This window comes from Pseudomonas sp. H3_D04, assembly GCF_054669175.1.
On record NZ_CP162801.1, the window covers coordinates 1,091,517 to 1,117,869 of the forward strand.

Here is a 26,353-nt window from a genome sequence, read left to right on the forward strand (position 1 = left end):
GATGAATCGGCCGGTGAAAATCACCTCGCGTCCGCAACTGGCGCTCCAGTCTTATCTGGACAGCTTGCTGATGGAAGCGACTGAAGAGTTGCCGCTGGAAGTGGAAGCGGTGGCTGAAGTCATCGAGGTCGTTGAAGCGGTAGAGGTTGAGGCTGCGCTGGACGAGTTCCAGGCAGCCGTGCTTGAAGAGCAGGCGCGTGATGCGCAGAAGTCCGTTGTGGCAGCTGCACCTGTTGTCGCGCCAGTGGTCGCTGCGGTCGCAAAAGCCCCGGTGGTGATCGAAGATGCGCCGGCACCGATCCTGGCGCCGGTCTCGACCCTCGCACCCTTGCTGCAAACCCTGGTGCCGCCGCTGGTCGAAGTCCATCTGCCGCCGAGCAACACGCCGCCACCGGTGGAAACCGACGGTCGCCCGGCGTGGGCCGCCGAGCCGTTCGAATGCCTGCTGTTCGATGTCGCCGGGTTGACCCTGGCGGTGCCGCTGGTGTGCCTGGGCTCGATTTATTCGCTGGCCGGTCACGAGCTGACGCCGCTGTTTGGCCAGCCGGAATGGTTCCTCGGAATCCTGCCGAGTCAGGCCGGCAACCTGAAAGTCCTGGACACCGCGCGCTGGGTCATGCCCGACCGCTACCGCGACGATTTCCGCCAAGGGCTGCAATACGTTATTTCGGTTCAGGGCTACGAGTGGGGGCTGGCGGTGCATCAGGTCAGCCGCTCGTTGCGCCTGGACCCGAACGAAATCAAATGGAGAAGTCATCGAGGTCAGCGGCCATGGCTCGCCGGCACGGTGATTGAGCACATGTGTGCGCTGCTGGACGTTTCCGCCCTGGCCGAGTTGATCGCCAGCGGTGGGGCAAAGCACATGGGCGGCAGCAAGCCGCTACACAAACCGACATAGCTGCCGACATAACAAGTATGCGACGGCATTGTTGAATGCCGCCACACAGAACACACACCGCCAGAAGCGGTTTTTCGAGGGGTCAGGGTATGAGTAGTCAAGCGACGAATGCAAAAGGTTCCGAAGATCCGATCCTGCAATGGGTAACCTTCAAACTGGACAATGAAACCTACGGCATCAACGTGATGCGCGTTCAGGAAGTCCTGCGTTACACCGAAATCGCCCCGGTCCCGGGTGCCCCGAGCTACGTGCTGGGTATCATCAACCTGCGCGGCAACGTGGTCACCGTGATCGACACCCGCCAGCGCTTCGGCCTGATGAATGCCGAGATCAGCGACAACACCCGTATCGTCATCATCGAAGCCGACAAGCAAGTGGTCGGGATCATGGTCGATAGCGTGGCCGAAGTGGTTTACCTGCGTCAGTCGGAAATCGAAACCGCGCCAAACGTCGGTAACGAAGAGTCCGCCAAGTTCATTCAAGGCGTGTGCAACAAGAACAATGAACTGCTGATCCTGGTCGAACTGGACAAGATGATGAGCGAAGAAGAATGGTCGGACCTGGAGAACATCTGATTGATTCTTGAGGTAGCGGTCATTGTCCTGTTCCTTTTCTGGGCAGGCACGCTGGCAATGTTTCTGGCGTACATTCGCGCTCAACGGCAAATTGCCGCGCAACAGGCCCAGGGTGATGCGCTGCGCGACCAGCGCATCAAGGACCTGGCCAAACGCGTCGACGACTATCAAAGCGGCAACGTGCGCATGGGTGAAGACCTGCACGAACTGCGCGCCGTCGTCAGTCCCTTGCCGGACAAACTGGCCCAACTGGAACAGCGCGATCCGTCGAGCCTGTCGTTTGCCCAGGCGGCGCGCCTGGTCGGCATGGGGGCTACCGTTGATGAACTGACTCAGTCCTGCGGGTTGACCCAGGCTGAGGCGGAGCTAATGCGCAAGCTTCACAAGAACTGACGCCTGCCAGAGATCGTTCCCCGCGTGGGAACGATCTCTGGGGACGCTCCGCATTCCGCTGTTGAATGTGACGCAGAGCGTCACGGGCTGCATTCACACGCAGAGCGTGGGAACGATCAGTAGTCGTCACCGCGATCAGTGATGTCCTTCTCAACCATGGTCGCCTCCGGATCATGCCCCGCCGGAAACTTGCCCTTCAAATTCCACGCAAACGCAATAATCTCCGCAATCGTGCGGTACAACTCTTCCGGAATACTTTCCCCCAGTTCCATCCGCGCCAGCAGCTTCACCAGTTCGGCGTTTTCATAGATGGGCACTTCATAATCACGGGCAAGCTTCAGAATGGCTTCTGCCAGTGCTTCGTCGCCTTTGGCCGTGAGGGTAGGGGCGTGGGTGCCGTCGTATTTGAGGGCGATGGCCTGGCGTGGGGTGTTGGGGTTTCTCATGCGGTTTCGTCGACCCAGCGTTGTTCGAGGCGGGTTTGTGGGCCTTGTGGCGGTTTACCGAGGTGGCAATCCAGATCGCCGACGTTCAGCCCGGAATCCAGCAAGCGCTGGCGCAGTGCAGCCAGATTGCTTTCGATCAGGCTGGCGGTGTACGGCCGTTCAGCCCAGAGCTGGCTGGACAGGCTGCCCTTGATCAGCTGCGCCTGAATCTGCATCGGGCCCAACGGTTCCATGTCGAACGCCAGGTCCACGCGCCACAGTTGCTGCTTCGGTTCGCGTTCGTCCCGGCGTTCATGGGGTTGTTCTTTCTCCGGCGCTTCTTCGCGCTGGAACTTGACCTGCAGCGGCACGATGTCCTGCAGGTTGCGCATGGGGATTTCCAGCTGCCAGGTGCTGAGCAGGCGGCCATCATCAGTGACGCCAGTCTGCTCAAGACTCGACAACTGATGGCTTTGCAGGCGCGAGACCGCCGCCGCAGCCAGACGCAGCAAATGCTCCAGATCGTTTTCACCGTCCTGGCTTTGCAGCAGCCGTTCGGGCAGCGGGAAACTGGTCGGCAACGGCTTGGCGCTGACCTGGCCGAGCATGCCCAGGGCGCTGCGCACGAAACTCGGCATGGACTGGACCAGCGTGTTGGCGGCAATGATCGCATTGAGATTGGTGTTGGCCGGCAGCCCTGGCGTCAATTGCGCAATCAGCTTGAGCAGATCGCCTTTCATGTCGGGCGCCAGTGTCGGATTTTGCCCGGTCAGCAATTTCGCTTCGAGGAATAGCCCGCTATTGGCCAGCGCCTGAGCGAGGCCTTTTGACGTACTCAGTTGCTGAACGTCCGGTAAACCGGCCAGCAGTTTTTCCACCGCGGCCCGCAGGTCGCTGGAAGACTGATCCGACGGAGGCAGGTTTTGCAGCAGCTTGATCAAACCATCCAGCGAGCCTTGGCGGCTCTGCTGACTGACCAATTGCTGGGTGATCGCCAGTTGCTCCTGACGGTTGCTCAACGGCACGAATTTCAGCGTTTGCGTGTCCTGCACCAAGGCACTCAACAGCGTGCCGATGCGCAGCGGCGTCGGACTGTCGATGCTCAGCGTGCTGCCGCTCAACGCGGTGTTGAGCAGGCTCACCATCGAACGAAACACCGTCGGCTGGCCCGGCACCTGCGGCAGCACTTGCGAGGTCAGCACTTTGCCCTGCAACAACGTCCCGACCGGCAATTGCGCGGTGTCGATGCGGGTGAGGGTGGCGACGCTGGAAGCAATGGCCTGTTGCACCGTGATCGCCAGATTGCTCGCTGACGGTTGGGTGATCGCCAGACTGGTGCCTTGGGGCAGTGGCTGGGTGCTGGTGGCCTGGACCGTGGTCTGGCGGCCGCTGTCGAGGGTGACTTTAAGCAACAGTTGAAAGGTCTGATCGGCCTGCTTGAGCGACAGCACTTCAGCCTTGGCGGTCTGGCCGGGGGTGATCAGGCCCTCCATCGGCGACAGCAGCTTGAGCAGATCGCCGCTCACTACCAGCGGCCGCGAAGTCGCGGGCGTGGTCTGCGGTACCGGGAGGATGTTCATTTCGCCTGTCATACGCGGTCACAACCTGAGGAAAATGCACTCTTTAGAGTAGGGTATGGCATGTATAATGCCGCCCGTCCTTCGGGGAGTGGCGAAAACATTGCATTTGTTTGACGCAGCTCTCTAGAACAGGCCGCCAATGCATCTATGCTGCATCTCTTTAGCGGCCGCTCCGCCGCCGACTTGAACCGCAAAAGGCCCGTGATCTCTTGACCAGTCCTGTCCTGCAAACCGTTGCCCTTGCTTGTGAGCGAGACCTTCGGCTGCTCTTCGAAAATCTCGAATTGAGACTGGCCAGTGGCGAAATGGTGCAAATCAGTGGCCCCAACGGCAGCGGCAAGACCAGCCTGCTGCGGCTGTTATCCGGCCTGATGCAGCCGACCGCCGGTCAAGTGCTGCTCAACGGTCAGCCGCTGAACGACCAGCGCCTTGAACTGGCGCGCAACCTGCTATGGATCGGCCATGCCGCCGGGATCAAGGACTTGCTGACGCCGGAGGAGAACCTGATCTGGCTCTGCGCCCTGCATCAACCGGCTCCCCACGAGGCGATCTGGCAAGCGCTGGCCGATGTCGGATTGCGCGGTTTCGAGGATGTTCCCTGCCATACGTTGTCCGCCGGGCAGAAACGCCGTGTGGCATTGGCGCGCCTGTACCTCGACAGTCCGCCGCTGTGGATCCTCGACGAGCCGTTCACCGCGCTCGATAAACAAGGCGTGGCGCAACTCGAAGAACACCTGGCCGCCCACTGCGAGCGCGGCGGCATGGTGGTGCTGACCACTCACCACACGCTGAGCCGGATGCCGGCCAGCTATCGCGATATCGATCTGGGGAAGTGGGCCGTATGAGTGTTTTCGGCCTGCTGGTCGCCCGTGAGTCCCGTCTGCTGTTCCGCCGTCCGGCTGAGCTGGCCAATCCGCTGGTTTTTTTCGCGATCGTCGTTTCGCTGTTCCCGTTGGCGGTCGGTCCCGAGTCTCAATTGTTGCAAACCTTGTCTCCGGGACTGGTGTGGGTCGCGGCACTTTTATCGGTCCTGCTCTCGCTGGACGGGCTCTTCCGCAGTGATTTCGAGGACGGATCGCTGGAACAGTGGGTCCTTTCGTCGCACCCCCTGCCTCTTCTGGTTTTGGCCAAGGTACTGGCACACTGGGCCTTCTCTGGCCTGGCACTGGTTTTGCTCGCTCCACTGCTGGCATTGATGCTCGGTTTGCCAACCGCCTGTCTGCCGGTGTTGCTGCTTTCTTTATTGCTGGGTACACCGGTGCTGAGCCTGCTCGGTGCGGTGGGCGCAGCCCTGACGGTGGGATTGAAGCGAGGCGGCCTGTTGCTGGCGCTGCTGATTCTGCCGCTGTACATCCCGGTGTTGATTCTCGGCAGTGGCGCCTTGCAGGCGGCCCTGCAGGGCATGCCGGCGACCGGTTATCTCTTGTGGCTTGGTAGCCTGACCGCCCTGGCGATAACCCTGACACCGTTTGCAATAGCTGCTGGCCTGAAGATCAGCGTCGGCGAATAATGAGGTCTGGTCATTTTTTGATCAGTAAAGACCCTTTGGCTCTTCATAGCGAAGAGCAACCGTGATGGAAACAGTAATGAACTGGACCTGGTTTCATAAGCTCGGCTCGCCCAAATGGTTTTACGGCATCAGTGGCAAATTGCTGCCGTGGCTGAGCATTGCCGCAGTGCTGCTGATCGGCGTTGGTGTCGTTTGGGGCCTGGCCTTCGCGCCGCCTGACTACCAGCAAGGCAACAGCTTTCGCATCATTTATATCCACGTTCCGGCCGCCATGCTGGCGCAGTCCGTCTACGTCATGCTGGCAGTGTGCGGCATCGTCGGGCTGGTCTGGAAAATGAAACTGGCCGATGTCGCCCTGCAATGCGCGGCGCCCATCGGTGCCTGGATGACCGCCGTGGCGCTGGTCACCGGCGCGATCTGGGGCAAGCCGACGTGGGGCTCGTGGTGGGTCTGGGATGCGCGACTTACGTCCATGCTTATTCTGCTGTTCCTGTACTTCGGTCTCATTGCGCTGGGCAATGCGATCAGCAATCGTGACAGTGCGGCCAAGGCCTGCGCGGTGCTGGCGATTGTCGGCGTGATCAACATCCCGATCATCAAATACTCGGTGGAGTGGTGGAACACCCTGCACCAGGGTGCGACCTTCACCCTCACCGAAAAACCGGCGATGCCCGCCGAGATGTGGCTGCCATTGTTGCTGACGGTGCTGGGTTTCTACTGTTTCTTCGGCGCGGTGCTGTTGCTGCGCATGCGCCTTGAAGTGCTCAAGCGCGAAGCCCGGGCCAGTTGGGTGAAAGCTGAAGTGCAGAACAGTCTGGAGGCCGTTCGATGAGTTTTGCTTCATTCGGCGACTTCCTCGCCATGGGCCATCATGCCCTGTATGTCTGGTCAGCCTATGGCATCTGCCTGGCGGTGCTGATCCTCAACGTGGCGGCGCCGATCCTGGCCCGCAAGCGGTATCTGCAACAAGAGGCGCGTCGTTTGCGCCGGGAGAACGGCAAGTGAATCCGCTGCGCAAAAAGCGTCTTATCATCATTCTCGCGATCCTGGTGGGTGTCGGCGCTGCCGTCGGCCTGGCCCTGAGCGCCCTGCAGCAGAACATCAATCTGTTTTACACCCCGACACAGATCGCCAACGGCGAAGCCCCGCAAGACACGCGCATCCGTGCCGGTGGTATGGTCGAGAAGGGCTCGCTGCAACGTTCCGGCGATTCGCTGGACGTGAAATTCATCGTCACCGACTTCAACAAGTCCGTGACCATCAGCTACCGCGGCATCCTCCCGGACCTGTTCCGTGAAGGGCAGGGTATCGTGGCGCTGGGCAAACTGAACGCCGACGGCGTGGTGGTGGCCGACGAAGTGCTGGCCAAGCACGATGAAAAGTACATGCCGCCGGAAGTGACCAAGGCTTTGAAAGACAGCGGTCAATCTGCTCCAACGCCCGTGAAGGAGGGTTGATCGATGACATCCGCACTGTTTATCCCTGAACTCGGCCACCTGGCCATGATCCTGGCGCTGTGTTTCGCGCTGGTCCAGGCCATCGTGCCGTTGCTCGGCGCCTGGCGCGGTGACCGTTTGTGGATGAGCCTCGCGCAACCAGCGGCCTGGGGCCAGTTCGCCTTTTTGCTGTTCGCCTTCGGTTGCCTGACCTACGCGTTCATGGCTGATGACTTTTCCGTCGCCTACGTGGCCAGCAACTCCAACAGTGCCTTGCCGTGGTACTACAAATTCAGCGCGGTGTGGGGCGCTCACGAAGGTTCGCTGCTGCTATGGGCCTTGATCCTCGGCGGCTGGACCTTTGCGGTGTCGGTATTCTCCCGGCAGTTGCCGCAAGTGATGCTGGCCCGGGTGCTGGCGGTGATGGGCATGATCAGCACCGGTTTCCTGCTGTTCCTGATCCTCACGTCCAACCCGTTCAAGCGCATCCTGCCGCAAGTGCCCAGCGATGGCGCCGACCTCAATCCGTTGCTGCAAGACATCGGCCTGATCGTTCACCCACCGATGCTGTACATGGGTTACGTCGGTTTCTCCGTGGCCTTCGCCTTCGCCATCGCGGCGCTGATGGGCGGTCGTCTTGATGCGGCGTGGGCGCGCTGGTCGCGTCCATGGACCATCGTTGCCTGGGCTTTCCTCGGGATCGGCATCACCCTGGGTTCGTGGTGGGCCTACTACGAACTCGGCTGGGGCGGCTGGTGGTTCTGGGACCCGGTGGAAAACGCCTCGTTCATGCCTTGGCTGGTCGGTACGGCGCTGATTCACTCGTTGGCGGTCACGGAAAAACGGGGCGTGTTCAAAAGCTGGACCGTATTGCTGGCCATTGCCGCGTTCTCGTTGAGCTTGCTCGGTACGTTCCTGGTACGTTCCGGCGTGCTGACCTCGGTTCACGCCTTTGCCTCCGACCCGGAGCGCGGTGTGTTCATCCTGATTTTCCTGCTGTTCGTGGTCGGCGGTTCGCTGACGCTGTTCGCCCTGCGCGCCCCGGTGGTGAAAAGCCACGTCGGCTTCAACCTGTGGTCCCGGGAAACCCTGCTGCTGGGCAACAACCTGGTGCTGGTGGTGGCGGCGTCGATGATTCTGCTGGGCACCTTGTATCCGCTGATTCTCGATGCGATGACCGGCGCCAAGCTGTCCGTCGGCCCGCCATACTTCAATGCGCTGTTCATTCCGTTGATGGCGTTGCTGATGATGGTGATGGCCGTCGGCATGCTGGTGCGCTGGAAAGACACCCCGGTCAAATGGCTGATGAGCATGCTGACCCCGGTGTTGCTTGGCAGTGCCGCGTTGGCCGTGGTGGCCGGCGTCGCTTATGGCGATTTCAACTGGGCGGTGCTCGCCACGTTCATGCTCGCGGCCTGGGTGCTGTTGGCCGGTGTGCGCGACATCCTCGACAAGACCCGCCACAAAGGCCTGATCAAAGGCCTGCCGACCCTGACCCGCAGCTACTGGGGCATGCAGATCGCGCACTTGGGCATCGCCGTGTGCGCCCTTGGCGTCGTGCTGTCGAGCCAGAACAGTGCCGAACGCGATTTGCGCCTGGCGCCGGGCGAGTCCATGGACCTGGCCGGTTATCACTTCGTGTTCGAAGGCGCCAAGCACTACGAAGGCCCGAACTTCACCTCCGACAAGGGCACCGTCCGGGTGATCAAGGGCGGCAAGGAAGTCAGCGTGTTGCACCCGGAAAAACGCCTGTACACCGTGCAGAACTCGGTAATGACCGAAGCCGGGATCGACGCCGGTTTCACCCGTGACATTTACGTCGCCCTTGGCGAACCGCTGGGCGATGGCGCCTGGGCCGTGCGCGTGCACGTCAAGCCGTTCGTGCGCTGGATCTGGTTCGGCGGGCTGCTGACAGGTTTCGGCGGGTTGCTGGCGGCGCTGGATCGCCGTTATCGGGTCAAGGTAAAAAGCCGCGTGCGGGAAGCACTCGGTATGTCGGGAGCCACTGCATGAAACGTTGGTTAATGCTGTTGCCACTGGCGATTTTTCTGGTGGTGGCTGTTTTCCTGTACCGCGGGTTGTACCTGAAACCAGCCGAGTTGCCTTCGGCGATGATCGGCAAGCCGTTCCCGGCGTTTTCCCTGCCGACCGTGGAAGGCGACAAGACCCTGACCAAGGCCGACATTCTCGGTAAACCGGCGCTGGTCAACGTCTGGGCCACCTGGTGCATCGCCTGCAAGGTCGAGCATCCGGTATTGAACAAGCTGGCCCAGCAGGGCGTAACGATTTATGGCATCAACTACAAGGACGTCAACGCCGACGCTAAGAAGTGGCTGGTGGAGTTCCACAACCCGTACCAGTTGGGGATCAGTGACGCGGACGGCTCGCTGGGCCTGAACCTCGGTGTCTACGGCGCCCCGGAAACCTTTTTCATCGACGCCAAAGGCATCATCCGCGACAAGTTCGTCGGGGTGATCGACGAACAGGTCTGGCGCGAAAAACTGGCGGCCCGGTATCAGGCGCTGGTCGATGAGGCCAAGCCATGAAGCGCTGGATAGCCGCCCTTGTATTGGGTTTGAGCATGGCCGGTGTTGCCCACGCCGCCATCGACACCTACGAGTTCGCCAAAGAAGGCGATCGCGAGCGTTTTCGCGAGCTGACCAAAGAGCTGCGTTGCCCCAAGTGCCAGAACCAGGACATCGCCGATTCCAACGCACCGATCGCCGCCGACCTGCGCAAAGAGATTTTCCGCATGTTGGGCGAGGGCAAGGACAATCAGCAGATCATCGACTTCATGGTTGATCGCTACGGTGATTTCGTCCGCTACAAACCCGCTCTGAACGCCAAGACCGCTCTGCTCTGGTTCGGCCCCGCCGGCCTGTTGCTGGGCGGTTTTGTGATCATCGCCGTGATCGTCCGCCGTCGTCGCGTGCAGCGCGCTGACACCAAGGATGAGCTCTCTGCCGAGGAGCGTGAGCGCCTCGACCACCTGTTGGATAAAACCAAGAATGATTGATTTCTGGCTCGCTGCAGGTCTGCTGCTTCTGGTTGCCCTGAGTTTTCTGCTGATCCCCGTTTTGCGTGGCCGTCGTGCACAGCTTGAAGAGGATCGTACTGCCCTGAACGTTGCGCTGTATCAGGAGCGCGTGGCTGAGTTGCAAACCGAGCAGGAGGAGGGCGTGCTCGACGCGGCGCAACTGGAAACCGGTCGCGCCGAAGCTGCCCGTGAGTTGCTCGCCGACACCGAAGGCGTCGAGGCACCGCGCGTGGCGCGCCTGGGCAAACCGTTGCCCTTGCTGGCGGCGATTCTGGTGCCGGTCCTTGGGCTTGGCTTGTACCTGCATTACGGTGCCAGCGACAAGGTTGAACTGACTCGCGAATTCGCCCAGGCGCCGCAGTCGATGGAAGAGATGACCCAGCGTCTGGAGCGCGCGGTCGCGGCGCAGCCGGATTCGGCTGAAGGCTTGTACTTCCTCGGTCGCACCTACATGGCTCAGGACCGTCCGGGAGACGCGGCGAAAATCTTCGAGCGCACGGTGAACCTGGCCGGTCGTCAGCCGGAACTGCTCGGCCAATGGGCCCAGGCCCAGTACTTCGCCGATGGCAAAAAGTGGTCGGACAAGATTCAGGCGTTGACTGACGAAGCACTGAAAGCCGATCCGAAAGAAGTCACCAGCCTTGGCCTGCTGGGCATCGCGGCGTTTGAAAGCCAGCGGTATCAGGACGCCATCGACTACTGGAATCGCCTGTTGGCGCAACTGCCGCCGGAGGACAGTTCCCGTGCCGCGCTGCAAGGCGGGATCACGCGAGCCACCGAGAAACTCGAAGCCAGCGGCGGCAAAGTCGCCCAGGCACCAGTGGCCAAAGCGGCAGCGAAGCTTAAGGTCACCGTCGATCTGGCACCTGAGCTCAAAGCCAAGGTCCAGCCCGGCGACAGCGTGTTCATCTTCGCCCGCGCCACCTCAGGTCCACCGGCCCCATTGGCCGCCAAACGCCTGACCGTGGCCGATCTGCCGGCCACCGTCGAACTGGGCGATGCCGACGCAATGATGCCGCAGTTGAAACTGTCGAACTTCCCTGAAGTCCAACTGGTTGCGCGCGTCTCCCGCGCCGGCCAACCGACTGCCGGCGAATGGATCGGTCGCAGCCAGCCCCTGGCCAGCAGCACCACCGCAGCGCAAAAACTGACCATCGACAGCCCGGATAAATGACAGGAAACGCCACTATGACCACCATCGCTCGTATCACCCTGCTCAGTATGGTTTTGGGGTTAAGCGCTTGTGTGGTCCAACCGCAGCCGCCTGAACGGCTGCCACCGATCCCGCCGTCGCAGCCGCGTCCGACGCCGTCCCCCACACCGACACCGAGCAAGCCGAGCATTCCGGCCAAGCCCGCCAAACCTTTGCCACGCACCTCCGCCAGCTTCGCGCCGCCACCGGGTGGCAACAGCCATTGGGATGCCAAGCTTGGCGTGTACGTGCTTGATGACCAGCCCAACACCTTCTACCGCCAGCGCACCTACTACCGCTGGAACAACGGCTGGAGCCGGTCGATCAGCCCGGACGGGCCATGGGAAGAGACCAATATCCATGGTGTGCCGGGTGGGTTGGGGCGGCAATTCGGGGAATAAACAGAAACGGCGATCTTCGGATCGCCGTTTTGCTGTCTGGGGTTGCAAGGATCCCCGGTGATTCAGGTCTCCTTGGCCATCAACCCCTGCACAAACTCCACAAACGCCCGAGCCTTCGCGCTGGCCATTCTGCCGGTGGGAAATACCGCCCACAGGTCCTGATTCGGCAGGGCCCACTCCTTCATCACTTCCCTGACCGCACCGTTGGCCAGTTCCGGCGCAAACATCCATTCCGACGCCAGGGTCAGCCCTTGATGGGCGAGCACGGCTGCACGCAGGCCTTCGGCGGCGTTGACGCGGATTCGCCCGCTGATGATGACTGACTGCTCATCTGTTCCGTTGCTGAACTGCCAGTTGCCACCGCCGCCCAAGGTGTAGGCGATTGCCTGGTGGTTGCTCAGGTCGGTCGGGCAAGTGGGCTCACCGTGTTTTTCGAAATAGGCGGGGGTGCCCAGCACGACGCGCCGGCATTCGGCAATTTTACGAGCGGTGAGGGCGGAGTCGCTCAGGGTGCCCATGCGCAGGGCGATGTCGATGCCTTCCTCGACCAGATTGACGTTGCGGTCATCGAGCATCAGGTCGATGTTCAGGTCCGGGTTCTGATCGAGAAACGGCCCGAGGTGCGGAACGATGTGCAGTCGGCCGAAGGTCACGGCAGCGCAGATCCGCAGGTTGCCGGTCAGACCGCTGGCGGCGCCGCGTGCTGCGTTGTCGGCCTCATTGGCTTCTTCGATGGCGCGCTTGGCGCGTTCGAAGAAGGCCAGCCCGGCTTCGGTGGGCGTCAGACCGCGAGTCGAGCGCAACAGCAGTCGAACCGCGAGACGCGACTCCAGTTGCGCAATGGTTTTCGATACGGCGGGCTGGCCGATATTCAGGCGCCGGGCGGCGGCGGAAAACGAGCCGGTTTCCACCACGTAGACGAAGGTTTCCATTGCGCCGAGGCGGTCCATCTCAAGTCCTTTTTGCGATTCTAAATACTGTCGAGACCCCAGTGGGGGCGAGTCAGAACGCGGCTTTGCCTATGGAGGAGCCGCCGTCGACAAACAAGGTCTGCCCGGTGATAAACCCGCTTTGCTCGGACAACAAAAACGCAATGGCCGCCGCGATCTCTTGTGGCTGCCCCAGTCGTCCCATCGGCACACCCGCCAGATACCGAGCTTCACCTTCGCTGCCCGGCGGGTTGTTGGCGCGAAACAGCTCGGTCTCGGTCGGCCCCGGCGCCACGGCATTTACGGTCACGCCGGTTTGCGCCAGTTCCAGCGCCCAGGAGCGGGTGAAGCTGATCAACGCCGCCTTGGCCGCCGCGTAGGCCGTGCGCTGGGTGATGCCGAGTACAGTCAGACTGGAAATATTGACCACTCGACCCCAGCCCTTGGCGCGCATATTTGGCAGCAACGCCTGAGTGGCCTGCAACGCCGAATGCAGGTTGACCCGCATCACGTCATCAAAGGTGTCGAGGTCGATTTCGCCCAACACTTGGGGGCGGACCAGACCGACATTGTTGACCAGCCCATCAAATTCATACGTCCTGGACAGATCCGCCAGCACTTCCTGGGTCAGCGCCCTGTCGCTCAAATCCAGCGGAAACAGAATGCCGGGGAACGACAGGTCCGGGGTCCGGGCAATCCCGACCACCCGATGCCCCGCACGGTCCAGATGTTCGGCCACTGCCCGACCGATGCCTTTGCTGGCACCGGTAATGAGAAAGGTACGTCGAGTCATTGCACACTCCTTGAAAGCACAGGCCGCCGGGGCGGGCGGCCGTTGAACGGGGCAGCCGCGAATCGCATCCAGCATCGCTTCAGGCTTTGGACGCTGAGTGTAATCCGGGTTGGCCTTGGCGGTAACGAATCAGGTGAGATCCATCCTGACCGCAGGGGCGAAATGCGCTCAGGTGAAGTTACAGGATTCGTGCTTGGGGGAATGAGGATCGAGTGGGTATTCAAATACCGATATCCCGGGTGCTGTGGCTGCCGGGGATACGTTCGAGGAGGCATACGACGCAGCTGTCGAAATCGTGCAGATACTTCTGCAACAAATGGAAGCAGGGGCTGGATCTTCCGGTGCCGCCATAGGTGAACAAGATTTGAAGTGCGGAACATCAGTCGCACATCAGTCACGAGCAAGCCAGATTCCTGTGGGCGCGTGGCTTGCCCGCGATGCTTTTTGACCTTATGCAGCCGCCAACGCAGCCTTCGGCGAAACACTCAAAAACCGCAACAACGCCAACAGCGGGAACGCGCTGCCCACGATCACGATCCACAGCCAGCCGCCATGCTCATACACTGCGCTGGCCACCGATGAACCGAACGCGCCGCCGATGAAGATGCTGGTCATGTACAACGCATTCAAGCGGCTGCGGCTTTTGGCGTCGAGGGCGTAGACCGCGCGTTGGCCGAGGACCATGTTCATCTGCACGCAGAAGTCGAGGACCACGCCAGTGACCGCGAGACCGATGACGCTGTAGACCGGATGGATGAACGCTGGCAGGAAACTCAGGCTGGCGAACAGCAGGGCCAGTAAGGAGGCGATGCGGGTGTGGCCGGCATCGGCCAGTCGACCGGCAATCGGCGCGGCGATCGCACCGATGGCGCCGACCAGGGCGAAGATCGCGATCTGGGTTTGCGACAGGCCGTGATTGCGCGCCAGCTCCAGCGGCACGGCGGTCCAGAACAGACTGAACGTGGCGAACATGCAACCCTGGTAGAACGCGCGCTGACGCAACACCGGTTGCTGGCGCAGCAGCGTCCATAGCGAACCGAGCAACTGGCCATAAGAGGCGCTGTGATCCGGCTGACGCTTGGGAATGGTCAACGCCAGCACGATGCTGATCGCCGCCATCAACGCCGCCGCGATCACAAACATCGCGCGCCAGCCGAAGTGGTCCGCCACGACGCTGGACACCGGCCGCGCCAACAGAATCCCCAGCAGCAAACCGCCCATGATCCCGCCGACGACCCGACCGCGTGACTCTTCCGGCGCGAGGTGCGCCGCCAGCGGAATCAGGATCTGCACCGACACCGAACTGAAACCCACCAGCAACGAGATCAGCAAAAACACGTTCGGCTGATCGGTAAACGCCGCGCCCAACAGGCTGGCAATCGCCACCACGGTGGTGATGATCATCAGTCGACGGTTTTCCAGCAGATCACCCAGCGGCACCAGGAAGAACAAGCCAAGTGCGTAACCAATCTGGGTCAGCGAAACAATCAGGCTGGCCATGGTGCTGGTCAGGCCGATGTCCGGCGCGATCAGGCCGATGATCGGCTGGGCGTAGTAGATGTTGGCCACAATCGCGCCGCAGCAGAAGGCGAACAGCAGCACCATGCCTTTGGTCATTGTCGCGGTGCCGTGGGGCACCTGGGTCGCTGGGTTCATAACGTGTCTCGCTGAACAGAAGGGAATGCGCGCAGGCTAAAGAGGTATCGGATTCGGCAGAAGAGGGATTGGAGTGATAGCAATCATTCCTTTGCGGAATGAGTGACGGACAGGAGTGCTGTCCATCGATAAACCTTGCGTCAAAATATCGAGCACCGATGATACATTCACTTACATCCTGTTCGATAGCGTGCTTATGTTCTCCTTCACGATTCATAACCGGAAGGCACTTCCATGAATGCGATGTTTCGTCACCTTATACGCGGTGCTTCAGTGGTTACCTTGGTCGGCCTGGTCACGGCGGGTCTGGCCCAGGCCGCCGACGCGCCGGGCCTGCGCATTGGCGTGCGCGGCGAGATCACTGGGGTCAGCCCCGACGTCTTGAAAGTCCACGTCAACACTGGCGAAAACGTGGTAATCAATCTGACCAACGACACCAAAGTCCGCGCCGTTACCTTGGCCAATATCGAAGACATCAAACCCGGCAGCTACGTTGGATCGGCGGCCATTCCGCAAGACGATGGCACCTTGAAGGCGCTGGAAGTCCACGTCTTTCCACCGGAACTGGCGGGCAGCGGCGACGGGCATCGGCCGTTCGATCTGGTCAAGGGCAGTAGCATGACCAATGGCAGCGTGGGCGATCTGGTGGTCAGCAATGGCCGGATGTTGACCGTCAACTACAAGGGCGGGCAGCAGAAGATCCTGGTGCCGGAGGATGTGCCGATCGTGAATTTGATGCCGGGGGACAGGAGTTTGCTGAAGGTGGGGGTGAAGATCGTGACATTCGTCACCCAAAGTGCAGACGGGACACTGACTGCGCAATCGATCTCGGCGGGCAAGGATGGCGTTACCCCACCGATGTGAAGGCAGGGCAAAAACCCTGTAGGAGTGAGCCTGCTCGCGATAGCGGAATGTCAGTTGATATCAATGTTGAATGACACTTCGCTATCGCGAGCAGGCTCACTCCTACAGGGGATCTTCAGTGAACTTGGGTTTTGTGTTCGACCACGAGAAAGGCGACCTTCTCAGGTCGCCTTTCTCGTTGGGCTCAGGAATTACTGGCCGCTGTAGATCTGATCAAAGACCCCGCCATCATTGAAGTGGGTCTTCTGCACGGTGCGCCAGTCACCAAAGGTCTTCTCCACCGACAGGAAGTCCACTTTCGGGAAGCGATCGGTGTACTTGGCCAGCACCGCCGGGTCACGCGGACGCAGGTAGTTGGCCGCCGCAATTTCCTGGCCTTCCGGGGACCACAGGTACTTCAGGTATTCCTCGGCCGCGGCGCGGGTGCCTTTTTTGTCGACGGTTTTGTCGACCACCGACACCGGCGGCTCGGCTTCAGCGGAGACGCTTGGGTAGATCACTTCAAACTGGTCACGACCAAACTCACGGGCAATCATTTCCGCTTCGTTTTCGAAGGTCACCAGCACGTCACCGAGCTGGTTGGTCATGAAGGTGGTCGTCGCGGCACGGCCACCGGTATCGAGCACCGGCGCTTGCTTGAACAGCTTGCCGACGAAATCCTTGGCCTTGTTCTCGTCACCGCCGTTTTTCAGCACATACCCCCAGGCAGACAGGTAGGTGTAGCGACCGTTACCCGAGGTCTTCGGGTTCGGCACGATCACTTGCACGCCGTCCTTGAGCAGGTCGGGCCAGTCTTTCAGGGCTTTCGGGTTGCCTTTGCGGACGATGAACACGGTGGCCGAGGTGAACGGTGCGCTGTTGTTCGGCAGGCGGGTGACCCAGTTGTCCGGGATCAGTTTGCCGTTGTCCGCCAGGGCGTTGATGTCGGTGGCCATGTTCATGGTGATGACGTCAGCCGGCAGGCCATCGATCACCGAACGCGCCTGTTTGCTGGAGCCGCCGAAGGACATCTGCAGGGTGATGTTCTCGTTGTGCTCGGCTTGCCAGTGTTTCTGGAACGCAGTGTTGTAGTCCTTGTAGAAATCGCGCATCACGTCGTAGGAAACGTTGAGCAGGGTCGGTGCGGCCTGAGCCACGCTGGTCAATGCCAGGCCAGCGGCCAGAAGTGAGGCGCCAAAGAGTTTTTTCACTGCGCAGTCCTTGTTCTGATTTAAAAGTGAGGCAATTTGCCAGCGACTATAGCCGGGCTCGCATAGACCCTTAAAGCTTAAAAAGCTCTTTGCTTATTCCCGTTTCTTAAACAGAGCGTTGCCACACCGTGAGCAGAATGCCGCACCGTGTTCGTGACTGGTTTTCTTGCACACCGGGCAGTCGTGTTGCAGCTGTTCACCACGCATGGCATTGGCCAGTTCGGCGGTGAAAATACCGGTCGGCACGGCGATGATCGAGTAACCGGTGATCATTACCAGCGATGAAATCACCTGGCCTAACGGCGTCTTGGGCACGATGTCGCCGAAGCCCACCGTGGTCAGCGTGACGATCGCCCAGTAGATGCCTTTGGGAATGCTGGTGAAGCCGTGTTCCGGGCCTTCGATCACGTACATCAACGTGCCGAACACCGTCACCAGCGTGCAGACGCTGACCAGAAACACCACGATCTTCTGTTTGCTGCCGCGCAGCGCCGACATCAAATAGTTGGCTTGCTTGAGGTAGGGGCTGAGCTTGAGCACGCGGAAAATCCGCAGCATCCGAATGATCCGGATGATCAGCAGGTACTGCGCATCGGCATAATACAGCGCCAGGATGCCGGGCACGATCGCCAGCAGATCCACCAGCCCGTAAAAGCTGAACGCATAGCGCAACGGCTTGGGCGAGCAGTAAAGGCGCAAGCCATATTCGATGGCGAAGATGACGGTGAAGCCCCACTCGATGTACGCCAGCACGTCGGCGTAGTTCTTGTGTACCGTGTCGATGCTGTCGAGCATCACGATCACGATGCTGGCGAGGATAATCAACAGCAGGATGCCGTCGAAGCGCCGCCCCGCCTTGGTGTCGCTTTGGAAAACCATGACGTAAAGCTCTTCACGCCAGTTTTTGCTGCTGTCCATGGATACCGCCTGAACCAATGATCAGCGAAGCCTAGGTTGATTCTCCTCAATAGCGCAAGGCGCACGGGTGACAGCGGTGATGCCGAGCAGTTGAACAACCGTGCGGACCAGCCAGCAGGCGAGGATGAACGGCGCGGTCAGCGTCGGCAGGCCGATGGCGGAAAACACCGGCGTCAGCAACAACGCTGATGCGATGCCAGCCAGCGGCAGCCACGGCTGCTGGCGCAGCGAGCTCAAGGCGAGGGCGGTGAGTACGGCGTTATAGCCACCGAGGCCGATCAATGCGCTGTAAGCGTCGTGATGCAACAGGCTCCAGCCCATGCCCGCGACAGACGCCAACAACGCCCAGCAAAAGGCGCGACGATCAGCGATCAGCAAACCCACGGCAATCATCGCCCCGGCCAGCGGATGACCGAGGAACATCACCTGGCCGAAGCCTTTGAGCGGTGCGGCGAGCATGTTCAGCGTGTTGATTTCGATCAGATGCGCTTTTGTCGAGGGAGTGGCGAAGCACAGAAGCACCCAGCCCAACCCAACGAAGGGCGCCGTATAGGCAGGCAGGTAATGGCTGACCCGGACGCGTTTGAGCCATTGCTGGGTAAGCATCGCACTCAGTCCGCCCGCAGCAATGATCAGCGGCGGCAACAGTGCTGACCAAGGGAAATACAGGCTCAGCAAAAGACCGAGCAAGACACCGTTGTAACTGAACAGTCCGGCCTGACGATCGGCCTTGGCGTAACCGCGTCGTTGCGCGGTGAGCAACCCGGCGACGCCGCCCAGCAGCGCACCGCCGAGCAGGGTAGGTGCGGTGAAAAGAATCGCCAACAGGCACAGCAGACCAAACAGCGGATGGCGCTGGAGGAAGATCTGACTGAAACCATTGAGCAGGGCAGTCGCCCAATCGGGGCAGTGGGTGTTGAAGTGGTTGGCAGGCATTTTTTTGTGAGTCAGGAGGAGCGAGTAATCGTTCTTCGCGGGCAAGCCTCGCTCCTACAGGGTTTGCATCGTGCCAAATATCGGGATCACGCAAATCCTGTAGGAGCGAGGCTTGCCCGCGAAAAGGCCGGTAAGGACGCTAAATCAAGGTCTCGATACGCAACGAGTTAGTCGACCCCGGTTGCCCAAACGGCACACCGGCCGTGATCAACAAGGTATCCCCGCGTTGCGCCATGCCTTGGGCCTGCGCGATCTCCAGCGCCGTCGAACACACTTCATCCACTTGCCGCAGCCTGTCATTGACCACCGAGTGCACACCCCACGCCACCGTCAAGCGGCGCGCCGTTTGCAGGTTCGGCGTCAGGTTCAGGATCGGCACCGTCGGCCGTTCCCGCGCCGCACGCAGGCTCGACGTCCCGGACTCGCTGTAGTTCACCAGCACCGCCACCGGCAGCACGTTACTGATGCGACGAATCGCACAGCTGATCGCATCGGAAACCGTCGCCTCGGCCTTCGGCCGGCTCACGTCCAGTTGCGCCTGATAATCCGGGCCGTTTTCCACTTGGCGAATGATCTTGCTCATCATTTGCACGGCTTCCAGCGGGTACTCGCCCGAGGCGGTTTCCGCCGACAGCATCACCGCATCGGCCCCTTCAGCCACGGCGTTGGCCACATCCGTGACTTCGGCGCGGGTCGGGGCCGGGGAGAAGCGCATCGATTCAAGCATCTGCGTCGCCACTACCACCGGTTTGCCGAGTTCGCGGCAGAGGCTGATGATGTTTTTCTGAATCTGCGGCACGCTTTCCGCCGGCACTTCCACGCCCAGGTCACCGCGAGCGACCATGATCGCATCGCTCAACTCGGCGATTTCCCGTAGCTGAGTCACCGCCGATGGCTTCTCGATCTTGGCCATCAAGAACGCCTTGTCGCCGATCAGTTCGCGGGCTTCGCGGATGTCTTCAGGACGCTGCACGAACGACAGCGCAACCCAGTCCACACCCAGCTCCAGACCGAAGCTCAAATCGCGGCGATCCTTGGCGGTCAGCGGGCTCAGTTCCAGCACCGCTTGGGGCACGTTCACGCCTTTGCGGTCCGAGAGTTCGCCGCCGTTGAGCACCGTGGTGTCAATGGCGTCGGCGTACTTGGTGACCACGCGCAGACGCAGCTTGCCGTCGTCCAGCAGCAGGTCCATGCCGGGCTCGAGTGCGGCGATGATTTCCGGATGCGGCAGGTTGACCCGGCGCTGATCGCCCGGCGTCGGGTCGAGGTCCAGGCGCAGGGCCTGGCCGCGATGCAGTTGCACCTTGCCCTCGGCGAATTTGCCGACCCGCAGCTTCGGGCCTTGCAGGTCCATCAGAATGCCCAAGGGGTAATTGAGCTGGCGCTCGACTTCACGTATCCACTGGTATCGCTGCGCGTGGTCAGCGTGATCGCCGTGGCTGAAGTTCAGGCGAAAGATGTTGACCCCGGCCTGCACCAGCTCACGGATGTTATCGATCCCGTCGGTGGCTGGGCCAAGGGTGGCGAGGATTTTGACCTTTTTATCAGGCGTCATTGTTAGGGCTCTCGAGGATCAGGATGGCGCGGAAGTCGTTGACGTTGGTGCGGGTCGGCTCGGTGACGATCAATGCGTCCAGTGCCTCGAAATAGCCGTAGCCATTGTTGTTGTCCAACTCGTCGCTGGCGCTCAGGCCGAGGGCGGCGGCGCGGGCGTAGCTGTCCGGGGTCATGATCGCGCCGGCGTTGTCTTCGGAACCGTCGATGCCGTCGGTGTCACCGGCCAGGGCGTAGACACCGGGCAGGCCTTTGAGGCTGTCGGTCAGGCTCAGCAGGAATTCGGCGTTGCGCCCGCCACGGCCATTGCCGCGCACGGTGACGGTGGTTTCTCCGCCCGACAAAATCACGCAGGGCGCCGCCAATGGCTGGCCATGCAAGACCACTTGCCGGGCGATGCCGGCATGAACCTTGGCCACTTCGCGGGATTCGCCTTCCAGGTCGCCGAGGATCAGCGGGCTGAAACCGGCCTGGCGCGCTTTCACGGCCGCCGCTTCAAGCGATTGCTGGGGGCGGGCGATCAGTTGGAAATGGCTGCGCGCCAGGCTCGGATCGCCGGGCTTGACCGTCTCCGATTCCGGGCTCTGCAGCCAGGTTCGGACCGAGGCAGGGACGTCGATGCCGTAGCGTTTGAGGATCGCCAGGGCTTCGGCCGAAGTGCTCGGGTCGGCCACGGTGGGGCCGGACGCGATGACGGTGGCGAGGTCGCCCGGCACATCGGAAATCGCGTAGGTATAAACAGTGGCCGGCCAGCAGGCCTTGCCGAGGCGGCCGCCCTTGATCGCCGAGAGGTGCTTGCGCACGCAATTCATCTCGCCGATGGTCGCGCCAGATTTGAGCAGGGCTTTGTTGATCGACTGCTTGTCGGCGAGGGTGATGCCGGCGGCCGGCAAGGCCAGCAGGGCAGAACCGCCGCCCGAGAGCAGAAAGATCACGCGGTCGTCTTCGCTCAGGTTACTGACCAGTTCAAACACGCGCTTGGCGACCGCTTGACCGGCTGCGTCCGGCACCGGGTGAGCCGCTTCGACGACTTCGATTTTTTCGCATGGGGCGCCGTGGCCGTAACGGGTGACCACCAGACCGCTGACTTCACCCTGCCAGCAACGCTCGACCACCTGCGCCATGGCGGCCGCGGCTTTGCCGGCGCCAATGACAATCACCCGACCGCTGCGATCTGTGGGCAAATGGGCTTCGAGGACTTGCTGCGGATGGGCGGCGTCGATGGCTGTGGCGAACAGCTCGCGCAGGAATTGTTGCGGATCGACCGACATGGCGGGCTCCCGGAATTCTTGTTATTTGAAGGTGCAACTCAGATCCCTGTGGGAGCTAACCTGCTAGCGAATGCGGTGTGTCAGCCAACATAGATGTTGAATGTGAAACCGCTTTCGCGAGCTGGCTCGCTCCCACAGGGTTTTGGGCAGGGCTTACTTATCGCGAATCGAGAAGTTCGCCATGTGTTCCAGGCCCTTGATCAGCGCCGAGTGGTCCCAGTTGCTGCCGCCGATGGCTGCGCAGGTGCTGAACACTTGCTGGGCGTTGGCGGTGTTCGGCAGGTTGATGTTCAGCTCTTTGGCGCCTTGCAGGGCCAGGTTCAGGTCCTTCTGGTGCAGGCTGATGCGGAAGCCCGGGTCGAAGGTGCCTTTGATCATGCGCTCGCCGTGCACTTCGAGGATCTTCGAGGAGGCGAAACCACCCATCAGCGCTTCACGGACCTTGGCGGGATCGGCACCGTTTTTCGCGGCAAACAGCAGTGCTTCGGCCACGGCCTGAATGTTCAGCGCGACGATGATCTGGTTCGCCACTTTCGCGGTCTGACCGTCGCCGTTACCACCGACCAGGGTGATGTTCTTGCCCATGGCCTGGAACAGCGGCAGTGCGCGTTCGAAGGCATCGGCATCACCGCCGACCATGATGCTCAGGGTCGCGGCCTTGGCGCCGACTTCACCGCCGGACACTGGCGCGTCGAGGTATTGAGCGCCTTTTTCGTTGACCTTGGCCGCGAAGGCCTTGGTAGCCGTCGGCGAGATCGAGCTCATGTCGATAACGATTTTGCCTTTGCCCACGCCGGCCGCAACGCCATCGGCGCGGAACAGCACGTCGTCGACCTGCGGGGTATCCGGCACCATGATGATGATGACTTCAGCTTCCTGGGCGACTTCTTTCGGGTTCGCCAGGGCGACGGCGCCACCGGCAATCAGGTCGGCCGGGGCGGCATCGTGGTGCGCCGACAGGAACAGGCTGTGACCGGCTTTCTGCAGGTTCAACGCCATTGGGTGGCCCATGATGCCGGTGCCGATAAATCCGATTTTAGCCATGAGAAATTCCTCTTGTTTTTATTGCTCTGTTCGCAAAATTCTTGGGTGTCGGCGAGGACGGCCTTCGCCGGCGAGCCTCGCTCCTACGGGTACGTGTCTGTCGCCCTGTTGCGTATCAACCTGATCCTGTAGGAGCGAGGCTTGCCCGCGAAGAACGATGACGCGGTATCAGATCGCGTTGTGGGTTTTCAGCCAGCCCAGGCCCGCTTCAGTGGTGGTCAGCGGTTTGTATTCACAACCAACCCAACCCTGATAACCGATGCGGTCCAAGTGTTCGAACAGGAAGCGGTAGTTGATTTCACCGGTGCCCGGTTCGTTGCGCCCCGGGTTATCGGCCAACTGGATGTGGTTGATCTCGCCCAGGTGCGCAGCCATGGTGCGGGCCAGGTCGCCCTCCATGATTTGCATGTGATAGATGTCGTATTGCAGGAACAGATTGGCGCTGCCGACCTGTTCGCGAATCGACAGGGCTTGCGCCGTGTTGTTCAGGTAGAAACCCGGGATGTCGCGGGTGTTGATCGCTTCCATCACCAGTTTGATACCCGCCGCTTGCAGCTTGTCGGCGGCGTACTTGAGGTTGGCGACGAAGGTTTTTTCCACGGTGGCATCGTCGACACCTTGTGGACGAATACCCGCCAGGCAGTTGACCTGGGTGTTGCCCAACACTTTTGCGTAAGCGATTGCCAGATCGACTCCGGCGCGGAACTCTTCAACCCGGTCTGGCAGGCACGCGATACCGCGTTCACCCTTTGCCCAGTCACCGGCCGGCAGGTTGAACAGCACTTGGGTCAGGCCGTTGGCGTCGAGCTTGGCCTTGATCTCGGCAGAGCTGAAGTCGTAGGGGAACAGGTACTCGACACCACTGAAGCCGGCCTTGGCGGCCGCTTCGAAACGGGCAAGAAAATCCTGCTCAGTGAACAGCATGGACAGGTTGGCTGCGAAACGCGGCATGGTGGTCTCCCGTAAATTTGTGCAGTCCCCTGTGGGTGCGAGCCTGTGTGGCGAGGGAGCTTGCTCCCGCTCGGCTGCGAAGCAGTCGCAAAGCTTTTGGGGCCGCTTCGCGACCCAGCGGGAGCAAGCTCCCTCGCCACACAGGCGCGCTCCCACAGTGGGAACGATCAGCAGTTAATCGAGCAGCGAAATCGCCGTTGGTGCGTCGTTGCCGACCAGCGCCAGGTCTTCGAATTCATTGACGGCGTTGATCTCGGTGCCCATGGAAATGTTGGTCACGCGCTCCAGAATAATCTCGACGATCACCGGCACCTTGAACTCTTCGATCAGCTCTTGAGCCTTGCGCAGGGCAGGCTGGATCTGACCCGGTTCGAACACCCGCAGCGCCTTGCAACCGAGGCCCTCGGCCACCGCGACGTGGTCGACACCGTAACCGTTGAGTTCCGGGGCGTTCAGGTTATCGAAGGACAGCTGTACGCAGTAGTCCATGTCGAAACCGCGCTGGGCCTGACGAATCAGCCCCAGGTACGAATTGTTGACCACAACGTGGATGTACGGCAGCTTGAACTGCGCGCCCACCGCCAATTCCTCGATCATGAACTGGAAATCATAGTCGCCCGACAGCGCCACGACCTTACGGGTCGGATCGGCCTTGACCACGCCCAGTGCTGCCGGAATGGTCCAGCCCAACGGGCCGGCCTGGCCGCAGTTGATCCAGTGACGAGGCTTGTAGACGTGCAGGAACTGCGCGCCGGCAATCTGCGACAGACCGATGGTGCTGACGTAGCAGGTGTCTTTGCCGAACACCTGGTTCATCTCTTCGTAAACCCGTTGCGGCTTGACCGGCACGTTGTCGAAGTGAGTCTTGCGCTGCAGGCTGGCTTTGCGCTGCTGGCAGTCTTGCAGCCAGGCGCTGCGGTTTTTCAGCTTGCCGGCGGCTTGCCATTCGCGAGCGACTTCGATGAACACGGTCAACGCGGCCGCAGCGTCGGAGACGATGCCCAGGTCCGGGTTGAATACGCGGCCGATTTGCGTCGGCTCGATGTCGACGTGAATGAACTTGCGGCCTTCGGTGTACACATCGATCGAGCCGGTGTGGCGGTTGGCCCAACGGTTACCGACGCCCAACACCACGTCGGACTTGAGCAGGGTGGCGTTGCCGTAACGGTGCGATGTCTGCAAACCGACCATGCCGACCATCAGCGGGTGATCGTCCGGGATGGTGCCCCAGCCCATCAGGGTCGGGATCACCGGGATACCGGTCAGCTCGGCGAACTCCACCAGCAACTCGCTGGCATCGGCATTGATGATGCCGCCACCGGCCACCAGCAATGGACGCTCGGCCTGATCGAGCATGGCCAGGGCCTTCTCGATTTGCTCACGGTTAGCGGTTGGCTTGGCCAGCGGCAGTGGTTGGTAGGCATCGATGTCGAATTCGATTTCAGCCATCTGCACGTCGAACGGCAAGTCGATCAGCACCGGGCCTGGACGGCCGGAGCGCATTTCATAGAAGGCTTTCTGAAACGCGTAAGGCACCTGGCCCGGTTCCATGACGGTGGTTGCCCACTTGGTCACTGGTTTGACGATCGCGGTGATGTCGACAGCCTGGAAGTCTTCCTTGTGCATACGGGCGCGGGGGGCCTGGCCGGTAATGCAAAGAATCGGGATCGAGTCGGCCGAGGCGCTGTAGAGCCCGGTGACCATGTCGGTGCCGGCCGGGCCGGAGGTGCCGATGCACACGCCGATGTTGCCGGCCTTGGTGCGGGTGTAGCCCTCGGCCATGTGCGAGGCACCTTCAACGTGGCGCGCGAGGACGTGATCGATGCCACCAACCTTCTGCAAGGCGGAGTACAGCGGGTTGATCGCGGCGCCCGGGATGCCAAAAGCGGTATCAACCCCTTCACGGCGCATCACCAGAACGGCGGCTTCGATTGCTCTCATTTTGCTCATGGTTTTGTGCCTCTTACGTTTTGTAATTGTATACAAGTGGCTTTGCGCAGAGTGTATTCACGGCGGACGGCGCAGGTCAATCCATTTTCTCAAGCGACTGTTTCATTCGTCGGAAGCCCGTTCTGCTGTGGCTTTTCGTCGCATGTGGCGCTTTTCGATAATTATTGTATACAAAAAAATAACTCATTGTGTTCTATTTGTTGCATCGGACTGCGACGCAAGCGCGCAGTCCACTGGCTTTCCCTATAACAAAATGAGGACGGCACCATGAGCGCTTTAACCTTGAAAGTTGCAGTCAACCTGATCGATCAGGCCATCACCGCTGGGCGTGCTATCTCCGCGGCTCCACTGACCATCGCGGTGCTGGATGCCGGCGGGCACTTGATTACCTTGCAGCGCGAAGACGGCGCCAGCCTGCTGCGCCCGCAAGTCGCCATCGGCAAAGCCTGGGGCGCCATCGCCCTCGGCAAAGGCTCACGCCTGCTGGCGCTGGACGCCCAACAACGACCGGCGTTCTTCGCCGCGCTGAACAGCCTGGGGCAGGGCAGCGTCGTGCCGGCACCGGGCGGCGTGTTGATTCGGGATCAGGACGGGAATGTGCTGGGGGCGGTGGGGATCAGCGGGGATCTGTCGGATGTTGACGAGCAGTGCGCGATCAGTGCGATCGAGGCGGTGGGGTTGAGGGCGGATGCGGGGGTTACTACTTGATTTGGGGTGACTGATTAATCGCTATCGCGAGCAGGCTCACTCCTACAAGGATCGGGGTTGGACACAAAATGTCTGAACACCACAAACCCCTGTAGGAGTGAGCCTGCTCGCGATAGCTATATACCTGACACATCCAGCCAAA

General features: G+C 61.0%; 28 protein-coding genes and 1 pseudogene. 16 read left to right on the forward strand and 13 right to left on the reverse strand.

All coding sequences use genetic code 11. The features are described from left to right. The first annotated feature begins 1 nt into the window (after position 1). From AB4N91_RS05235 to AB4N91_RS05245, 3 genes are all read left to right on the forward strand, one after another. On the forward strand, positions 2-898 hold the full coding sequence (locus AB4N91_RS05235) for a CheW domain-containing protein (RefSeq protein ID WP_010456930.1): 897 nt from the start codon (positions 2-4) through the stop codon (positions 896-898). Positions 899-987: 89 nt separating this feature from the next. Next, positions 988-1,473, forward strand: a complete 486-nt coding sequence (locus tag AB4N91_RS05240) for a chemotaxis protein CheW (RefSeq protein ID WP_010456928.1) — start codon at positions 988-990, stop codon at positions 1,471-1,473. Continuing rightward, positions 1,474-1,866, forward strand: a complete 393-nt coding sequence (locus tag AB4N91_RS05245; protein WP_010456926.1) for a DUF2802 domain-containing protein — start codon at positions 1,474-1,476, stop codon at positions 1,864-1,866. A 116-nt stretch (positions 1,867-1,982) separates the two neighbouring features. On the opposite strand, the gene AB4N91_RS05250 is transcribed toward AB4N91_RS05245, so the two are convergent. Next, entirely contained in the window at positions 1,983-2,312 is a 330-nt protein-coding gene (locus tag AB4N91_RS05250; RefSeq protein WP_010456924.1) for an EscU/YscU/HrcU family type III secretion system export apparatus switch protein, read from the reverse strand. Next, positions 2,309-3,883: a flagellar hook-length control protein FliK gene (fliK, locus tag AB4N91_RS05255; protein WP_460112158.1), complete on the reverse strand. Its 1,575-nt coding sequence runs from the start codon at positions 3,881-3,883 to the stop codon at positions 2,309-2,311. The genes AB4N91_RS05250 and fliK overlap by 4 nt, the downstream gene beginning before the upstream one ends. A gap of 197 nt (positions 3,884-4,080) precedes the next feature. Between fliK and ccmA the strand changes: the two genes are divergently transcribed. The 10 genes from ccmA to AB4N91_RS05305 all read left to right on the forward strand — a co-directional run bounded on the left by ccmA (position 4,081) and on the right by AB4N91_RS05305 (position 11,447). After that, positions 4,081-4,716, forward strand: coding sequence for a cytochrome c biogenesis heme-transporting ATPase CcmA (gene ccmA / locus AB4N91_RS05260; protein WP_460112159.1), 636 nt, complete (start codon positions 4,081-4,083; stop codon positions 4,714-4,716). Then, positions 4,713-5,381 (forward strand): heme exporter protein CcmB, encoded by a 669-nt coding sequence (gene ccmB / locus AB4N91_RS05265; RefSeq protein WP_010456919.1) that lies wholly within the window; start codon positions 4,713-4,715, stop codon positions 5,379-5,381. The genes ccmA and ccmB overlap by 4 nt, the downstream gene beginning before the upstream one ends. Positions 5,382-5,457: 76 nt before the next feature. Next, positions 5,458-6,213, forward strand: coding sequence for a heme ABC transporter permease (locus AB4N91_RS05270; RefSeq protein ID WP_010456917.1), 756 nt, complete (start codon positions 5,458-5,460; stop codon positions 6,211-6,213). After that, a complete protein-coding gene (gene ccmD, locus AB4N91_RS05275) occupies positions 6,210-6,386 on the forward strand; it encodes a heme exporter protein CcmD (protein ID WP_010456915.1) in 177 nt (58 codons plus the stop codon). The genes AB4N91_RS05270 and ccmD overlap by 4 nt, the downstream gene beginning before the upstream one ends. Then, entirely contained in the window at positions 6,383-6,838 is a 456-nt protein-coding gene (ccmE, locus tag AB4N91_RS05280; RefSeq protein ID WP_010456913.1) for a cytochrome c maturation protein CcmE, read from the forward strand. The genes ccmD and ccmE overlap by 4 nt, the downstream gene beginning before the upstream one ends. A gap of 3 nt (positions 6,839-6,841) precedes the next feature. After that, positions 6,842-8,830 (forward strand): heme lyase CcmF/NrfE family subunit, encoded by a 1,989-nt coding sequence (locus AB4N91_RS05285; RefSeq protein WP_145305782.1) that lies wholly within the window; start codon positions 6,842-6,844, stop codon positions 8,828-8,830. After that, positions 8,827-9,363: a DsbE family thiol:disulfide interchange protein gene (locus tag AB4N91_RS05290; protein WP_200666787.1), complete on the forward strand. Its 537-nt coding sequence runs from the start codon at positions 8,827-8,829 to the stop codon at positions 9,361-9,363. The genes AB4N91_RS05285 and AB4N91_RS05290 overlap by 4 nt, the downstream gene beginning before the upstream one ends. After that, a complete protein-coding gene (locus tag AB4N91_RS05295) occupies positions 9,360-9,833 on the forward strand; it encodes a cytochrome c-type biogenesis protein (protein WP_010456908.1) in 474 nt (157 codons plus the stop codon). Before AB4N91_RS05290 ends, AB4N91_RS05295 begins: the two co-directional genes overlap by 4 nt. Continuing rightward, entirely contained in the window at positions 9,826-11,028 is a 1,203-nt protein-coding gene (gene ccmI, locus AB4N91_RS05300; protein ID WP_460112160.1) for a c-type cytochrome biogenesis protein CcmI, read from the forward strand. The genes AB4N91_RS05295 and ccmI overlap by 8 nt, the downstream gene beginning before the upstream one ends. 14 nt (positions 11,029-11,042) lie before the next feature. After that, positions 11,043-11,447, forward strand: a complete 405-nt coding sequence (locus AB4N91_RS05305) for a hypothetical protein (protein WP_010456904.1) — start codon at positions 11,043-11,045, stop codon at positions 11,445-11,447. Between the two features lie 62 nt (positions 11,448-11,509). On the opposite strand, the gene AB4N91_RS05310 is transcribed toward AB4N91_RS05305, so the two are convergent. After that, positions 11,510-12,397, reverse strand: coding sequence for a LysR family transcriptional regulator (locus AB4N91_RS05310; protein ID WP_010456902.1), 888 nt, complete (start codon positions 12,395-12,397; stop codon positions 11,510-11,512). 52 nt (positions 12,398-12,449) lie between these two features. Then, a complete protein-coding gene (locus AB4N91_RS05315; RefSeq protein WP_010456900.1) occupies positions 12,450-13,169 on the reverse strand; it encodes an SDR family oxidoreductase in 720 nt (239 codons plus the stop codon). Positions 13,170-13,354: 185 nt separating this feature from the next. Here AB4N91_RS05315 and AB4N91_RS05320 point away from each other — a divergent pair. Further along, positions 13,355-13,506: pseudogene (locus AB4N91_RS05320) on the forward strand (type II toxin-antitoxin system HicB family antitoxin); the annotation flags it as partial. 113 nt (positions 13,507-13,619) lie between these two features. Here the strand turns inward: AB4N91_RS05320 and AB4N91_RS05325 are convergent. Beyond that, complete coding sequence (locus AB4N91_RS05325; protein ID WP_010456896.1) at positions 13,620-14,825, reverse strand: MFS transporter; 1,206 nt, start codon at positions 14,823-14,825, stop codon at positions 13,620-13,622. A 234-nt stretch (positions 14,826-15,059) separates the two neighbouring features. Here AB4N91_RS05325 and AB4N91_RS05330 point away from each other — a divergent pair, with 234 nt between their 5' ends. After that, positions 15,060-15,689, forward strand: a complete 630-nt coding sequence (locus AB4N91_RS05330; RefSeq protein ID WP_010456894.1) for a DUF5666 domain-containing protein — start codon at positions 15,060-15,062, stop codon at positions 15,687-15,689. Between the two features lie 191 nt (positions 15,690-15,880). Here the strand turns inward: AB4N91_RS05330 and AB4N91_RS05335 are convergent, their stop codons facing one another. From AB4N91_RS05335 to gcl, 8 genes are all read right to left on the reverse strand, one after another. Further along, positions 15,881-16,879 (reverse strand): sulfate ABC transporter substrate-binding protein, encoded by a 999-nt coding sequence (locus AB4N91_RS05335; protein WP_010456892.1) that lies wholly within the window; start codon positions 16,877-16,879, stop codon positions 15,881-15,883. A gap of 93 nt (positions 16,880-16,972) precedes the next feature. After that, a complete protein-coding gene (locus AB4N91_RS05340) occupies positions 16,973-17,797 on the reverse strand; it encodes an ion transporter (RefSeq protein ID WP_010456890.1) in 825 nt (274 codons plus the stop codon). Positions 17,798-17,818: 21 nt separating this feature from the next. Continuing rightward, on the reverse strand, positions 17,819-18,733 hold the full coding sequence (locus tag AB4N91_RS05345; RefSeq protein WP_042933036.1) for an urea transporter: 915 nt from the start codon (positions 18,731-18,733) through the stop codon (positions 17,819-17,821). Positions 18,734-18,872: 139 nt separating this feature from the next. Then, positions 18,873-20,288, reverse strand: a complete 1,416-nt coding sequence (gene pyk / locus AB4N91_RS05350) for a pyruvate kinase (RefSeq protein WP_460112161.1) — start codon at positions 20,286-20,288, stop codon at positions 18,873-18,875. After that, positions 20,278-21,558, reverse strand: a complete 1,281-nt coding sequence (locus AB4N91_RS05355; protein WP_102593828.1) for a glycerate kinase type-2 family protein — start codon at positions 21,556-21,558, stop codon at positions 20,278-20,280. The genes pyk and AB4N91_RS05355 overlap by 11 nt, the downstream gene beginning before the upstream one ends. Positions 21,559-21,711: 153 nt before the next feature. Beyond that, positions 21,712-22,602 carry a 2-hydroxy-3-oxopropionate reductase gene (locus AB4N91_RS05360; protein ID WP_010456882.1) on the reverse strand — a complete coding sequence of 297 codons (891 nt, stop codon included), beginning with the start codon at positions 22,600-22,602 and terminating at the stop codon, positions 21,712-21,714. Between the two features lie 168 nt (positions 22,603-22,770). Beyond that, complete coding sequence (gene hyi, locus AB4N91_RS05365) at positions 22,771-23,553, reverse strand: hydroxypyruvate isomerase (RefSeq protein WP_010456880.1); 783 nt, start codon at positions 23,551-23,553, stop codon at positions 22,771-22,773. A 174-nt stretch (positions 23,554-23,727) separates the two neighbouring features. Then, a complete protein-coding gene (gene gcl / locus AB4N91_RS05370) occupies positions 23,728-25,503 on the reverse strand; it encodes a glyoxylate carboligase (protein ID WP_460112162.1) in 1,776 nt (591 codons plus the stop codon). Between the two features lie 267 nt (positions 25,504-25,770). Here gcl and AB4N91_RS05375 point away from each other — a divergent pair, with 267 nt between their 5' ends. Next, positions 25,771-26,211, forward strand: a complete 441-nt coding sequence (locus tag AB4N91_RS05375) for a GlcG/HbpS family heme-binding protein (RefSeq protein ID WP_460112163.1) — start codon at positions 25,771-25,773, stop codon at positions 26,209-26,211. Positions 26,212-26,353: the final 142 nt, after the last annotated feature.